Source organism: Thermoflavifilum thermophilum, from assembly GCF_900116565.1.
In the GTDB taxonomy this organism is placed as follows: domain Bacteria; phylum Bacteroidota; class Bacteroidia; order Chitinophagales; family Chitinophagaceae; genus Thermoflavifilum; species Thermoflavifilum thermophilum.
In genome coordinates this window covers 2,724,561-2,740,870 of the sequence record NZ_FPCJ01000001.1, presented here as the reverse complement: position 1 = coordinate 2,740,870, position 16,310 = coordinate 2,724,561, and the positions used below count along the sequence as shown (strand labels likewise).

9 protein-coding genes and 1 tRNA gene are annotated in these 16,310 nt (G+C 42.8%); 8 read left to right on the top strand and 2 right to left on the bottom strand.

Annotated elements, in window-relative coordinates; genetic code table 11:
• Positions 1 to 111 precede the first annotated feature (111 nt).
• The gene (locus tag BM367_RS11585) at positions 112 to 1,332 is read right to left on the bottom strand and encodes an MFS transporter (RefSeq protein ID WP_092460669.1); all 1,221 of its coding nucleotides are present in this window, start codon (positions 1,330 to 1,332) and stop codon (positions 112 to 114) included.
• Positions 1,333 to 1,500: 168 nt separating this feature from the next.
• On the opposite strand from BM367_RS11585, the gene BM367_RS11580 reads away from it, so the two are divergent.
• The 8 genes from BM367_RS11580 (at position 1,501) to BM367_RS11545 (ending at position 15,300) form a co-directional block, all read left to right on the top strand.
• On the top strand, positions 1,501 to 2,058 hold the full coding sequence (locus tag BM367_RS11580; RefSeq protein ID WP_092460667.1) for an RNA polymerase sigma-70 factor: 558 nt from the start codon (positions 1,501 to 1,503) through the stop codon (positions 2,056 to 2,058).
• Between the two features lie 148 nt (positions 2,059 to 2,206).
• On the top strand, positions 2,207 to 3,244 hold the full coding sequence (locus BM367_RS11575; protein WP_222842628.1) for a FecR family protein: 1,038 nt from the start codon (positions 2,207 to 2,209) through the stop codon (positions 3,242 to 3,244).
• Positions 3,245 to 3,399: 155 nt separating this feature from the next.
• On the top strand, positions 3,400 to 6,882 hold the full coding sequence (locus BM367_RS11570; protein WP_245759978.1) for a SusC/RagA family TonB-linked outer membrane protein: 3,483 nt from the start codon (positions 3,400 to 3,402) through the stop codon (positions 6,880 to 6,882).
• Between the two features lie 27 nt (positions 6,883 to 6,909).
• Positions 6,910 to 8,724 carry a RagB/SusD family nutrient uptake outer membrane protein gene (locus tag BM367_RS11565; protein WP_092460663.1) on the top strand — a complete coding sequence of 605 codons (1,815 nt, stop codon included), beginning with the start codon at positions 6,910 to 6,912 and terminating at the stop codon, positions 8,722 to 8,724.
• Positions 8,725 to 8,813: 89 nt separating this feature from the next.
• The gene (locus BM367_RS11560; RefSeq protein ID WP_092460661.1) at positions 8,814 to 9,974 is read left to right on the top strand and encodes an alpha/beta hydrolase-fold protein; all 1,161 of its coding nucleotides are present in this window, start codon (positions 8,814 to 8,816) and stop codon (positions 9,972 to 9,974) included.
• Between the two features lie 536 nt (positions 9,975 to 10,510).
• Complete coding sequence (locus BM367_RS11555) at positions 10,511 to 13,222, top strand: glycoside hydrolase family 3 C-terminal domain-containing protein (RefSeq protein ID WP_177224218.1); 2,712 nt, start codon at positions 10,511 to 10,513, stop codon at positions 13,220 to 13,222.
• A 115-nt stretch (positions 13,223 to 13,337) separates the two neighbouring features.
• A complete protein-coding gene (locus BM367_RS11550) occupies positions 13,338 to 15,143 on the top strand; it encodes a glycoside hydrolase family 2 protein (RefSeq protein ID WP_092460658.1) in 1,806 nt (601 codons plus the stop codon).
• A gap of 83 nt (positions 15,144 to 15,226) precedes the next feature.
• Positions 15,227 to 15,300: transfer RNA gene (locus BM367_RS11545), tRNA-Pro, on the top strand.
• 247 nt (positions 15,301 to 15,547) lie between these two features.
• Here the strand turns inward: BM367_RS11545 and pgl are convergent.
• Positions 15,548 to 16,300, bottom strand: coding sequence for a 6-phosphogluconolactonase (gene pgl, locus BM367_RS11540; protein ID WP_092460656.1), 753 nt, complete (start codon positions 16,298 to 16,300; stop codon positions 15,548 to 15,550).
• Between the last annotated feature and the right edge of the window lie 10 nt (positions 16,301 to 16,310).

The following is a 16,310-nucleotide window of genomic DNA, read 5'->3' as shown; positions in this document are numbered from 1 at the left end:
TCCCGCTTTCCCGAAAAAACATCGGTGGCCATTCAGCTGGCAAGCAATATTTTAAGATCTGCAAGCTTGAGTATAGGTTGAATGTATGAACAAAAGCCCTTTCATTGGTTTTCAAGAAGTGCGGATATGCTTTTCAATATCCGGTAAAAATCCCGCCAGCAGGCCAATCAAAGGCAAAAAGGAACAAACATGATATACATGAAAAATGCTTGTTCGGTCGGCCAGTTCACCCAACACAGCTGATCCGATGCCACCCATGCCAAATGCCAATCCGAAGAACAATCCGGAAATCATGCCTACTTTTCCGGGCAATAATTCCTGTGCATACACAATGATAGCAGAAAATGCCGAGGATAAGATGAATCCGATCAGCATACAAAGGATGGCTGTCCAGAACAGATTGGCATAAGGCAACAGGAGGGTAAAAGGAGCTACTCCCAAAATGGAAATCCAGATCACATATTTACGTCCGATGCGATCGCCCACAGGCCCGCCAATCATCGTGCCAGCGGCTACAGCAAACAAAAAAATAAATAAATACACCTGGGCATGCTGTATGGAGATATGAAATTTAGCCATCAGGTAAAAGGTGAGATAATTGTTCATACTGGCCAGGTAAAAGTATTTAGAGAAAATGAGCAGGAGCAGAATGAACAGGGAAAAACCGATTTGCATGCGGGTGAGAGCAGAAGGAGTTGTTTGCTGAGTTTTTTTATGAGGTGCATGAGTGGCAAGATGATGAGTTTGATACCAGCGTCCCACCCGCCAAAGCACAACAATACCGACACAGGCCAGCACACAAAACCAAAGTAAATACCTTTGTCCAAACGGTACCACAATCGCTGCCGCCAGCAGAGGCCCGATGGCAGCTCCTGTGTTTCCACCCACCTGAAAAAGTGATTGCGCTGTACCATGTTTTCCGCCGGAAGCCAACCGGGCCATCCGGGATGATTCCGGATGAAAAACCGAAGAGCCCATGCCCACCAGCGCAACGGATAGCAATATTGCATGAAAACTACCAGCCATGGAAAGAGAAATCAATCCACACAGGGTAAAACACATACCTGTTGCAAGGGAATAAGGCTGTGGATGGCGATCCGTGAAATGCCCCACCAGCGGCTGCAACAGTGAAGCTGTTAGCTGATAGGTTAAAGTAATCAACCCAATCTGAGAAAAATCGAGATGATAATTTTTCTTAATCAGAGGATAAATAGATGGAATCAATGATTGCATGGCATCATTCAGCAGATGCGCAAAACTCAGCGAAAGCAATACCGGAAAAACTGCCTCCGATCCGTTCGATAGAGCAGCCTGAACCCTGACTTTTTCCATTACCTAATACATTCAAAAACAACATGCAAAGATAACTCAGCCGAAATTGACAATAGAAATTTCAGACTATCTTCTATTGTTCTGTTGCATTAAAATTTTGATTTTTCAGAAAAACTTTCAAACTTAGGCGTATATTTTACAATTCTTGAAATATTTCAATCAAAACCCATGATGCACAGTTACTCCTTGCTGACTACCGAAGAATTATTGCATTTGCTTCAGGAAGATGATCCGCAAGCTTTTGAAGAGCTTTACAAAAGATACTGGTTCCGCCTGTATGTCAGTGCGCATAAGCGTCTCCGCGTGAAGGAAGCAGCGGAGGAAGCCGTGCAAACGCTTTTTGAAAGCCTTTGGAAAAACCGTCATCATTTGCACATTCACACTTCGCTGGAAAACTATCTGTTTGCATCCATGCGCTATATTGTGTTGAAAATGCTTTACCAGCAAATGGAAACAGCCATGTCTGACGATCTCAGCCCGTCTGTGTCCCTGCAGGAAAGCCCCGAACAGGAAATCATTGGCAGGGATTTGCAGCACTACATCCAGCAAATAGTAAACCGTTTACCCGAAAGATGCCGCCAGGTATATCAACTCAGCCGGGAAGAAATGAAAACACATAAAGAAATTGCCAGGCTGATGGGCATTTCCGAAAAGACTGTTGAAAATCAAATCACCAAGGCACTACGCATTATCAAAACACAGCTTCACCAGCTGTTTTCCCTATAAAAAAAATTTCTTCTTCACGTAGGGGATACCTTCATTTTTTAACACTGCTTATTAAAAAGCATTTTGTAGGGCACATGTGCGCTGTTCGGTTTATACCAGGCATGAAAGAACTTGGTTGTATTGCCTAAGCATGTTAAATAATTTGGCTGTGGAACAACGGATGATTCAGGAAATTATACGGAAGTTTCTGGAAGGAACCTGCAATGATGAAGAGTTTGCCTATTTGCTGGCCTGGTATGAATCGTTTGATGAAACCGACGCAATACAACTTTCTGAAGAAGAAAAATCTGAGTTGGAAAAAGCTTTGTTTCATAAAATCGCGAGCCGAATACCCGATTGGCCAAGTCAGCTGCAGAAAAATGAAGAGGAATTGGAAAAAGAACATCAGCATATTCGCTATCGAAAGTGGTTAAAATATGCAGCCGCTGCCTTGGTGATTGGTTTTATGGCAGGCGTGGCCTGGTGGACGGTACAACAGGTGCATCAGGTCATGCAGGTGAATAGCCAATCCATCGTAAGTTCAAATGAGATTGCATTAAATAATATGACACAACGCATGTATCTCATTATACTTTCCGATAGCACCAAAGTTTGGCTGAGTCCCAACAGCCGTTTGCAGTATCCCGATAAATTCACTGGAAAAGAAAGGATCGTACATTTAAAAGGTGAGGCATTTTTTGAAGTTACCAAAAATCCGCAACATCCGTTTGTCATATACAGTGATCAGCTCATCACGCGAGTTTGGGGCACCAGTTTTCTGGTGAAAGCCATTGAAGGAAAACCAGCCGAGGTTTCCGTACTTACCGGAAAGGTGTCTGTACAGAAAAACGGCGCTGAAGACGGGGAGGTGATGTTGTACCCCCATCAGAAAGCTGTTCTGGATCCCAGCGGCCGGTTGATAAAGGAAACAGAACAGGATGAGGCAAGCATACAGCGCTGGCAGAAAGTTAATCTGTCGTTCGACAACACACCACTGGCAAACGTAATTACCTCACTGGAAAAACATTATGATGTGCAGATCCGGTGTTCAGATGCTGCTTTGTTGAATTACACCCTGACAGGTGATTTCAATGAGCAGCATCTTTCTGATGTGCTCGAGCTGATAGAAAAATCTTTAAATGTCCATTACCGTATCATCAGCGACTCGGTTATTGAAATGTACACCATACCCAATGGTTCACCTTAAAATCTGTCCATTATGGTAACGTAAAATGATACACAGGCTGTAAATTGAAACAACAAAAAACCGGTGTGGTGGCACACACCGGCTGAAGAAAGTTCCCTACACGACCAGGTGTAATAGGAAACTATTTAGTTAAACCAACTAAACTTTTCAAAATTATGAAATTCATTTCAGGAATTCAAAAAATTAACTGGCTAAAAATCATGAAGTTTTCCGGCATCCAGCTTATCATGGCCCTGATTTTTGCAGGCATGAGTTACGCTCGCCCGGGTGATGCTCAGGTAAACATGCAGCAACGGGTGAATCTGAACATGCACGATGCCACTATCGCCACGGTCTTACACCGCTTAGAAAAACTTACCGATGTAAAATTCGTATACAGTTTGAATCGGGTAAATGTGAGTCAACGGGTAGATGTAGATGTAACAAATGCCCGACTGGATAGTATTCTGGAGGAAATACTGATTAAAAACGGGATAGATTATGAAGTGGTCAACAATCGGGTGGTGTTGATACCTGGAATACCTGCGAGAAAAACATCCTTAACAGGTTTATCCCAGGTTTCTAATCTACATGTGCAGATTCAGGATGTGGAAGTAAGGGGAAAGGTGATGGATGAAAATGGCAATCCCCTGGCCGGAGTAACCGTGCAGGTGAAAGGCACCAATATTGGTACAACTACTGATAATCAGGGCAATTATGTCATTCATCCTCTTTCCGGGAACGATACGTTGGTCTTTTCCTACATCGGATATGAGCGGCAGGAGATACCCATTTCCGGCCGAAGCCAGATAAACGTGCAATTACACTCTACTGCAACCAATCTGAATCAGATAGTAGTGGTGGGGTATGGGACGCAGAAGAAAATCAGTTTAACAGGATCCATTTCTTCTGTATCTGGAAAAGAAGTTGCCGAATCACCCGTACCCAATATTTCAAACGCCATTGCAGGAAGAGTGAGTGGAATTAGCATGGTAGCGGTGAGTGGGCAACCAGGACAGGATAATCCTCAAATCAATATCCGCGGAATCGCTACTACCGGTAATAACGCTCCCCTTATTGTCGTGGATGGGGTGATTAGAAGCAATATCAGTGAAATTGATCCCAATTCCATAGCATCTGTTACCGTATTGAAGGATGCAGCTGCCGTCGCTCCATATGGACTGGGTGGAGCTAATGGAGTGATTTTGATCACCACGAAACAAGGAGAAGTCGGTTCACCTCGGCTGAATATCAATGCATATTACGGAATTCAACACCCCACTTATTATCCGAAAATGCTTAATGCCTTAGATTATATGAGATTGAGAGATGAAGCATATTATAATGAAAATCCCAATGGTACAAATCCGCCTTTCCCACCAAGTTATATTCAGAATTACCCTTCACTGAATAAATCCAATCCTGATGTGTATCCAATTAGCAATGCAAGCCGGACCATACCACATCTAAATGCCCCCATACAGAATTATGATCTGCAATTAAGTGGAGGGACAAATATTATAAAATACTACACCCAATTTGGCTTTCTGGATCAGAGAGGAATGTTTGATCCGGTGTGGTATAGAAGATATAGCTACACGTTGAATTTGGATGTAAATGCTACACCCACAACCCAGGTTCATGCTTCCTTAATTGGATCCATTGAAAATACCCATTCCATTGACTTAGGTTCTAACGTGAATGAACTCATCCGATCTTTATACAAATACATACCCATTGACCCGCTTTATTATAGCAATGGCCTTTGGGGACAATCATCGGGTATAGATCCAATTGGCATATTAAAAGCCGGGTATTACTTTAATGATCAAAATACCCAGATGGCAACATTTTCCATTAACCAGGACTTACCCTTTATCAAAGGATTATCGGTTAAAGCATTATTCGCCTATGATCCAACAAGCAATTTTATCAAGAACTGGCATACTCCATACTATTATTACATAGTTGATACCACCACCCAGCCATACAGCTACATTCAACAGATCTCCTCTGCTGAAGGGAACTTTCCGACATATAGTTTTTTGAACGAGCAATTTATCCGAAACCAAAAATTTGATTTCCAGGGGTATATCAATTATAAAAACTCTTTTGGTAAAAACAGTATAGAATTTTTGGCCGTAGCAGATCTAATCAAGAATTTAAACGATCAGTTTTCTGCCCAAAGAAACCACTTTGTAGTACCCATAGATGAACTCAGCATGGGTAGCTCCAATAAAAATGATTTCGATAATAGCGGTACATCAAGTAGTGGAAGTCAGATTGGGTTTGTGTACAGGCTGTCTTATAACTACAACAACAAATATTTCTTTGAAGCTTCCGGACGGGAAGATGGACACTATTATTTTGCACCGGGACATCGCTGGGGATTTTTCCCGGCATTTTCTACAGGATGGATTATCTCTCAGGAATCCTTTTTTAGCTCTTTGCGTGATAAAATCAATTATCTGAAAATAAGGGGATCATGGGGTAAATCAGGTAACCTTGCGGGTGGTCCATTTCAGTATTTAAGTGCCTATAATTTATATGGTAATGCCTATGCATTCGGATCAGGGGCACTTACGCAAGGATCATATATTTCTACCGAATCCAATCCCAACATCACCTGGGAAGTTTCAAATAAGGCAGATATTGGTTTTGATGCTACATTCTGGAATATTTTGAATTTTTCATTCGATTATTTCCATGAAAGAAGATCCGGCATGTTGTTACCACCAGCTATCACAGTTCCTGTTGAATATGGGTTAAATTTAGCTCAACAAAATGCTGGAATCATGGATAATAATGGAATAGATCTGAATTTATCTTACAACCGGAAAATAGGTGCGGTCGATTTCAATTTATCTGGTAGTTTTAGTTACGCCAGAAACAAGATGATTCAGGTATTTGAAACGCCTGCAACCTATAATAACCCAAGAAGACGACGCACTGGAAGACCTTATGGCACCCCATTCGGTTATCATGCATTAGGTCTGTTTAAAACTTCAGAAGATAAAAATGGAGATGGAATCATTAATGCAAGCGATGGGTGGAATGTGGCACAATTTGGCACCTTACATCCGGGTGATATTAAGTATGCAGATTTAAATGGGGATGGTAAGATTGATGCAAATGATGAAACCGTTATCGGCCATCCGCAATATCCCGAAATTACTTATGGATTCACTCCAAGTATTAGCTGGAATGGATTTGACGTGACTCTTTTCTTCCAGGGTGCTGCTATATCGAGTATCAATGTAATAGGATTTCAAACCGTACCATTCTACAATAATAACAGCAATTCCACTTACGAGTATTACAATCATCGATGGACAGTAAATACCCAGAATGCAAAATACCCAAGAGCTAATCAGGCTCCTTATGCCAACAACACACAAACCTCTGATTTCTGGATGGTAAACAGCGGATATCTGAGACTGAAAACAGCCGTCATTGGGTACTCTATACCAGATAAAATCGTCAAAAAAATAGGCATGCAACAGCTGAGATTTTACGTATCCGGACAAAACATTTTCACAATTAGTAAATTGAAATTTATGGATCCGCAAACAACCAGCAATAACTTTGACGGAAATAATATTGACTATTTTTACCCGATTCAATCGGTTTATACTGTTGGATTAAACGTGCAATTTTAATTAGTTGAACAATAAAATTCATGAAATATGAAACAGACATTTTATAAAATAATTATCTATTCATTTGGGATTTCCATATTTTTCCTTGAATCCTGTGTAAATCAATTTCTGGATAATCCTGATAAATCTGTTTTAACTGACCAAACACAATGGTCAAATGAAGCAACAGCCGATTTATTTTTAAACGACATTTACCATAATTTACCCGATTGTCAGAACCAGCCAGACAATATGGATAATTTTACTGACTATGCAGCTCAACATTTTTATTATACTTCCTATAATTGGAAGCAGGGAATTGTAAATCCTAATACCACATATTTTGGTGTATGGGGAGGAGTAGCAGGCCCATTGGGTGAATATAACTATAACTGGGCTACTACCTATGCCAATATCCGGAAGTGTAACACATTTATAGAAGAGGTGAGAAAGCACGCTGCTAACTTTTCCCCTGATTGGATGCATAAAAGAATTGATGAAGCAAGATTTTTAAGAGCATTCTTTTATGCTAATCTATGGCAACTCGTAGGGGGGGTACCTATCATTACTGAAGAGCTTGATAGGCATACCATGGATAGTGCTCAATTGTACAGGCCTAGAGCAAGCTTTGCTGAAACTGAAAATTTTATTGTAAGCGAGCTTGATAGCATTATTAATGATAATTATTTGGCTGTAAAATATGGACCTACAGATGCAGATGCCGGCCGCGCTACCATTGGAGCAGCGTTAATGTTGAAAGGCTGGGTACAGCTTTTTGCAGCATCTCCGGCATTTAATGCTGCAGTGCCAGCTGTGGGTTCCAATCCTGGTTCCTGTTGTGGTTTCGGAAACTATGACAAAAACAGATGGGCTGAAGCTGCAGCAACATTCAAACAATTTATAGACAAATATGGGAATGGCCACCCTTATGATCTGTTCCCTGATCTATCCTCTCATGGATTGTGGTTTCCAGGGAATAAATATAACTCAGAAGTTATCTGGGATAGACAATACGTAGCCAATAGCCCTCTTGGTTCAACATTTGAACAATATGGTGGAGTTGTGTATATTTTAGGCGCTTATTATACCTGGGGTAATTATAATCCCACACAGGAACTTGTTGATAGGTTTTACATGGCCAATGGCAAACCGATTACAGATCCCACATCGGGATATGATCCGCAACATCCTTATGTCAATCGTGAACCCAGATTTTACGATTGGATTGTATATGATGGGGCTCCTTATTACATGGACTGGATGCCAAGACCCGATACTATTTACACTCGAATCGATAAAGTTCATCCTTCATTGAATGAAATTAACTTCAGTACAGGGGATGTAAGTAACTCAGGATATTATTTCAAGAAAAAGTTGAATCCCTTGGTCAGGCCTGGTGGTGGTCCTGTAAGCGGTGCAAATTTCATTTATTTCAGATATGCTGAAGTTCTTTTAGGCTATGCAGAAGCTGAAAATGAGGCTTATGGACCAGATCCATCTGTTTACGATGCCATCAATGCTATCCGAAGAAGAGCTGGCATCCCTGATCTCCAACCCGGATTAACGCAGGATCAGATGCGTGCTGAAATCCATCAGGAGAGAGATGTAGAATTATGCTTTGAAAACAAACGTTTCTATGATATCATCAGATGGAAAATTGCGGATAGCGTATTAAACAGACCTCAACACGGCATGATGATCACCAATTCATCTCCTAATGATGATAAAGGAGTATGGGTATACACGCCCATTGTAATTAACTATCCACCCACACATCATTTTGATTCTAAAATGTATCTGGCACCTATTCCTCAAAGTGTAATCGACCAGAACCCAAAAATTATTCAGAACCCTGGGTATTGAAATATATAAAAATGCATCTTTAACTGACAATTATGCACAGCTGCTTCAAGTGAATAACATATGTTTCTTTTTAAAAACCACTTACTTATATGAGGAAAATCGTTTTTGCCCTTTTCGCATTTTTGCTATTATTCAGCAGATGGAGCAATGCCCAGAGTGATACGTCTTTTATAAAAGATGATTTTAAACCTTCTATACTTAATCAACCGGGACAGGATTATCCACAGGTAAATTCGCAGAGATACGTTCGCTTTCGCATATATGCCCCCCAGGCCCAGAGCGTAAAAGCGACACTTGGTGGAAGTCAGGGAACAATGCTTACTCCATCAAAAGATGGATTTTGGGTAGGTACAACTGCAGATCCAGTAGATGAGGGATTTCACTATTACCATCTTATCGTTGACGGAGGAGTTTTTAATGATCCCGGAACCTTGAATTTTTATGGATCAACCCGCTGGGAAAGTGGTATTGAAGTTCCGGCTCATGACCAGGAATTTTATGCTTTAAAAGATGTCCCACATGGCCATGTTGTACAGATTCTTTTCCCATCTAAAAGCACAAATTCAATTCGTCGCGCTTTCGTTTATCTTCCGCCCGATTATGACGAAAATCATTCAGAACGCTATCCTGTACTTTATCTTCAACATGGCTGGGGCGAAGATGAAACAGCCTGGGTTAACCAAGGACGTGTTAATTTGATTATGGATAACCTCATCGCTGAAGGGAAGGTCAGGCCTTTTATCATAGTAATGACTTATGGTATGACAAATGACGTTAAAATTGGACAATTAAAAGATTTCGACATCAAACCTTTTGAAACTGTCCTTGTCAATGAGCTCATTCCATATATTGATGAACATTTTCATACAATCGCAGATCAAAAGCACCGGGCAATGGCTGGTTTATCAATGGGTAGCATGGAAACGAAAATGATTACTTTATCTAATGTTGACAAATTTTCATACATTGGTTTATTCAGCGGCGCCTCAATTTCACTCGATGATGTCAGTAAAATACCGGATTTCAAGGATAAGATTAAGCTTGTATTTGTTAGCTATGGAAGTAAGGAAATCGACTGGTTGGTAAGACTTGGAAAAGAATTCACCGGAGGAGATCCGAGAAAGAATGTTGAAGATTTAAAAAATGCTGGAATCAATGCCGTACTTTATGTTTCTCCAAATACAGCTCATGAATTTCTAACATGGAGAAGAAGCTTAAAAGAATTTGCAATGTTGTTATTTAAACAATGATAGAAGATATATAGAACCATCCAGGGAGGAGAATTGATAGATCAACTCTTTTGCCTAAAATACTGACTTGTTTGGCTTCATTTATCAAGTCACAAATCTTGTCAATCATCAAATTATTCTTATCATTTTATATTCTGAACTTTTTCTGGATGAATGAAAATTACCTGTTCTATTTTTTATGATGAAAAAAACGTAGATTATGCGGATAAAATTACATTTTATCGCAAACTTAAAATAAAAGATTCATGAATTCTTTTATTTTACTTTATGCTTGCCAAGGTTATTTCTTTCCTGAAATGCCTTTTCCTGCTTACCTGGCTATCTTATTTAATGATGGATAAATGTGTTAAGTATCGGTGCTCACCCACTTTCACCGTTCTATCTTATGATTAGCACCAGAAGTAATGTTTTCTTTTTTCAAATGAATTCTTATTTTTACCCATCCTCTATTTCCAAGATTTTTCCTTTCATCACAAAATTCTATACAAATGAGTTTACAGTTAAATTACCGGGGATTTAGCATATTACTATGCTGCATGATTCTTGGTATAACGCTTACGGCAACAGCACAGCAATCCTCTTCAGTGCCCATCTATCGCGATACGCATTATAGTTTCCAGGAGCGAGCTGCTGATCTGGTGTCGCGGATGACGCTGGAAGAAGAAATCCGGCAACTGCATACCAACTTTGCTCCGGCCATTCCCAGGTTGGGTGTACAGCAGTATTTCTACTGGAATGAAGCCCAACACGGCGTGAATGCTTTATTTGGCAACTTGCATCATGGAAGCAACCGTCGCGAACCTCCCTATGGCTCTCCACACGCCACCAGCTTCCCGGTGAACTTTGCGACGGCGATGAGCTGGGATCCCGAATTGATTTATCGGGAAGCCCAGGCCATTTCTGATGAAGCACGCGGATTTCTTGACAAATCGCTTTTTGATGTCGGACAAAACAATCTCGGTGATTCCAGGGACAACTATGGCAGCCTTACCTTCTGGGCTCCTACCATCAACATCGACCGCGATCCGCGCTGGGGACGTACCGACGAGGCTTTCGGCGAAGATCCTTACCTGGCTTCTATCATGGCCGCTGCTTACGTGAACGGCATGCAAGGACAAACCATGCACGGCATCCCGGAAACGGGTTATTTGAAAGTAGCCGCCACAGCCAAACATTATGCATTGAATAACCTGGAAAACAACCGTACAGGCATATCCTCCAATGCCGATGATGAAACGATTCGTAATTATTACACAGCCACCTTCAGATATTTGATCGAAAAAGCCCATGTGGCCGGCATCATGACGGCCTACAACGCCATCAACGGCACGCCAGCTGTAGCTAACACCTACACGATTAACGTGCTGGCCAAACGCACCTATGGATTTGATGGATATACGACATCCGACTGTGGTGCCGTGGGTACTACTTATCTTGAATATCCTTATGGTCATTTCTGGGCGCCGCCAGGATGGCATATTCGAAAAATATATCGACCTGATGGCCAATCAAAGATTGTGTGGATTAATCAGCGCACACACGATACGCTATCAGGTGCTGCGGGTGGACAAGCTTTTGCTTTGCGTGCAGGTACCTGCCTGAACTGTACAGGAGCAGAATACACGTTATCGAATATAGAAGAAGCCATCCGCGCAGGTGTACTGAGCAAAGGCGTCATCGACCGCGCGCTCACAGATGTATTTACAATTCGGATGAAAACCGGTGAATTTGATCCACCCAACCAGGTTCCTTATACCGGCATCACCAAAGACGTGATTGAAAGCCCGGCACATCAACAATTGGCTGAAGAAGTTGCCGAGAATACCTGGGTACTGCTCAAAAACGATACCCTCTCTCATCAGCAAACGCTTTTACCGGTACACCCGGAACAACTTCATCGGGTGGTCATTGTAGGTGATCTGGCCAATAAAGTGATTTTAGGTGGCTATTCCGGAAGTCCACGTCATCAGGTCAGTCCCGTGGAAGGCATCACACAAGTATTTAAACAAAAAAATCCCGATATTGAGGTGATCTTCGATAGCACGGCCACATCCACAACGGCTTCACAACCTGCATGGTTAAACGAAAAAACCCAATCAGATATCAAACAAGCTGATTTGGTGATTGTGTATATTGGCACGGATGAAGCCGTATCGCGCGAAGGGTTTGACCGGGCGAATCTGATGATTCCGGGTAATCAATCTGATTTAATTTATCAGGTAGCACAATTAGGAAATCCACACATGATTCTCGTCATGCAGGCTACCGGTCCCATGGATATCAGCCTGGTACAAAGGTATTTTCCATCTATCATCTTTAGCGGCTACAATGGTGAATTTCAGGGTACGGCACTGGCACATGTGTTAACCGGCGATCATAATCCCAGCGGACATTTAAACTTCACCTGGTATGTCAATGATTTTCAGCTGCCCGATAAATCGAATTATTATTTAAATCCCAGAAATACCGATGGATTAGGACGGACTTATATGTATTTCACAAAAACGCCGCAATATCCGTTTGGTTATGGATTAAGTTACACCCGGTTTGCCTATTCCAATTTTTCGGTAACACCTTCATCCATGACTCCCGATGATAGCCTTACCATCCAATTTGACGTAACCAATGTAGGCTCATTACCCGGATCAACTGTTGCACAATTGTATGTAAAACCACCCAAAATATCCGGAAAAGAAATGCCTTCCAAACAGTTGAAGGGTTTCCAGAAAACACGGGTGCTTGCTCCAGGCGAAACGCAGCACATCACACTTCATATACATGGTATGCAATTGTCATTCTGGGATGAACAAAAAATGCGACAGATCGTATATCCTGGTGACTATCAAATTGAGCTCGGTCAAAATGCAAGAGATGCAGTAGATTCCGCTCTTGTGCATATGGCGGGCGATTTCACCCGCCGGGTGGCACATGTAACCCTTCAGCCTGAAGCCTTGATATATCATGTAGGGGATCAACTAAACCTGAAAGCCAAAAACAAATGGCTGGCCGACGATACAGATCCGAATCGCGAACAACCGCATCCGGAAGCCGATCATATTTTGGAAGCGGCCTATAATGATGGCACCTTTGCAGATCTTTCAAAAGCGGCTTTTACTTTTTCCAGCAGCAATCCGTCTGTGGCCACTGTCGATCGCAACGGCTTGGTGAGATTCGTAGGTAAAGGCGTGGTTACCATCACGGCTACGTTGGATGGCGTATCAGGTTCTACTGTGTTTGTGGTGAAATAATTCAGGCGAAAAGAACCTATGTGATAACACACAGGTTGTGTAAAAGATCTTTAAGGAGTAATGATAACAAGCTGCGATTCTTCGCGGCTTTTTTGCTATCGTAAATTCATGCATCATGAAAATATACACGTTTATTGCTTTACTATGGCTGGCTATTCCTTCGTTTGCTCAATGGCACCCGGTAGGACATCATGTGATGACCGATTTTGCACAACAGGTGAACCCACAACTTCCCTGGCCGGAGTATCCGCGACCCCAAATGGAAAGAAAAGCATGGATGAACCTGAACGGCCTGTGGCATTATGCACTCACCGATGTGCTGGACGATCGATTTCCCCCACACTGGGATGGACAAATCCTGGTGCCTTTTGCCATTGAATCGGCGCTTTCTGGTGTAGGTAAAAATGTGCGTGCTGACCAGGCATTGTGGTATGAGAAGAAATTCATGATTCCTGCTTCCTGGAAAAATAAACATATTCTGTTGCATTTCGATGCGGTTGACTGGCAGGCTGAGGTGTATGTGAATCGTCAACTCGTAGGCACGCACGAGGGCGGCTATGATGCTTTTTCTTTCGATATTACTTCTTACCTCAAGCCGGATAGCAACGAACTGATGGTGCGTGTCTGGGATCCCACCGATGCCGGATATCAACCCCGCGGCAAGCAGGTGGAACATCCCGAGGGCATCTGGTACACCGCCGTCACGGGCATCTGGCAAACCGTCTGGCTGGAACCCGTGCCCGAAACTCATATCGTATCACTGAAATATTTTCCAGACATAGACCGCAAAATTTGCGATGTAGAAACCCAATTATCCCATATCCATGCAAATGATCGTGTGCGTGTGATTGTGTATGATCGAGGAAAAGAGATTGCTCATGCAGAAGCGGTTGCAGGTGAAAATATCCGATTGCAGATTCCTTCGCCCCACTTGTGGTCGCCCGATGATCCCTTCCTGTATGATGTTACCGTGCAGCTTTGGCAAAATGGAAAACAAACAGATGAGGTACACAGCTACATGGGCATGCGGCAGATCAGCGTGGAACGCGATGCAGCCGGCATTCCCCGCATCATGCTGAATCATCATTTTCTGTTTCAATTAGGTTTTCTCGATCAAGGCTGGTGGCCTGATGGATTATATACGCCCCCAACTGATTCGGCAATCCGCTTTGATTTATATCAGGTAAAAGCCTTTGGTTACAACTTATTGCGCAAGCATGTGAAAGTAGAGCCGCAACGCTGGTATTACTGGTGCGATAAGCTGGGGATTCTGGTCTGGCAGGATATGCCCAGCGGCGACCTGAACGAACAACGACGGAACGACCACGGAGAAATCATCCGCTCGGCTCAATCGGCGCTCGATTTCCAGGAAGAACTAAAAGCCATGATTGATCAGCATTTCAACCATCCCAGCATCATCATGTGGGTACCGTTTAATGAAGGATGGGGACAATTTCAAACCATTGCCATTGATAACTGGGTGAAGAAATATGATCCTACAAGGCTCGTAGATGGCGCCAGTGGCTGGTTTGATTTTGCCGGTGCCGGCGATGTGGAAGATATGCATAAATATCCCGGGCCCGGCATTCCGGAAGATAAGCACGACCATCGTGCCCGTGTGTTGGGCGAGTATGGCGGATTAGGATTGCCCATCGAGGGACATACCTGGCAACCTAAACAAAACTGGGGTTACGTATCATTTCCCGATACAAATGCTTTGCGGAAGGCATACATAGATCTCATCAATCAATTGCCCGATCTCATCCGTCAGGGCTTGTGTGCAGCTGTCTATACCCAGCTGACTGATGTGGAAGTAGAAGTCAACGGATTTATGACCTATGATCGGAAAATCCTGAAGCTGATGAGCCCGGAAACCGTGAAAGCCAATCATAGCCTGTATGAGGTGAGCATCCGCGAATAGGGATAATTTTATCAGCCTTGTTGTTTTTACCGGCATCCAACCATGATAGTTTGATCTGAACATCCTATCTTTGCCTGGTCATTCGGGAAGTAGCGCAGCCCGGTAGCGCACCACGTTCGGGACGTGGGGGTCGCTGGTTCGAATCCAGTCTTCCCGACTCAGCCAGGATTTCATCGGCTTTTTCATTTTCCATTCCCAGCCAATCCCGCTATGCCTAACGATGTGTAAGCTTGGTGTACGCACGCTTTATGCTATTGAACATAACGGATCATCAATCATCTGTATCTTTCATGATTGTGAAGAATCAGCCTGTCAGCAAACAGATGCTATAATGCGAAGGATGAAGATGGTTAAAATACGAGTAGTAAACCAAACTTCAATAGATCATGCCAGTTTCAGCCTTCTCATTCAGAGAGCGTTAACTCACTGGCCGCATCGCGATCCACAAACCAATGCAATTCGTTGTTGGTCAGGCGAATGATTTGTGCAGGATATGCATCGGGTTGATACGGGCCTTGCAATACTTTTTTCAGCATATCGGCCTTATCTTTTCCTGAAACCAGGAAAGTAGCGCAGAATGCACGATTGACGATAACAGGAGTTAACGTGATGCGATACATGGAAAGTTCATCCACAAATACAGCTTTCACCCATTTTTCTTTTTCATGAATGACATCCGTATGCGGGAATAAAGATAGGGTATGTCCGTTGGTGCCCATACCCAGCATGACCAGATCAAAGCTGAATCCCTGCTCATCAAAATAGCGATGCAGGATTTTTTCATAAGCCTGGGCAGCTTCTTCAGGCTTCATTTCAGTTGGAATGTAATGTACCTGACTGGATATTACCGGCACGTGCTGCAACAGCAGGTCGTAAGCCATTTTGCCATTGTTGCGGGAATCATGAAAAGGCACCAGCCGTTCATCGCCCCAGAAAATATGCAGCTTTTCCCAGGGAATCTGCTCCTTGAAGGGAGATTTGCTTAGCAACTGAAACAGATGCTGAGGGGTGCTGCCACCGGATAAAGCCCAGGTATAGATTTGCTTTTCAGCGGGCGAAGAAGATTTTTTCTGCAGGGTATATCGGATATGTTCAATGAGCCAATAGGCATATTTCCGGCTCAGGTCGTTCAGATCTTCAGCAATATGGATGTGCATGTGTCGTCAT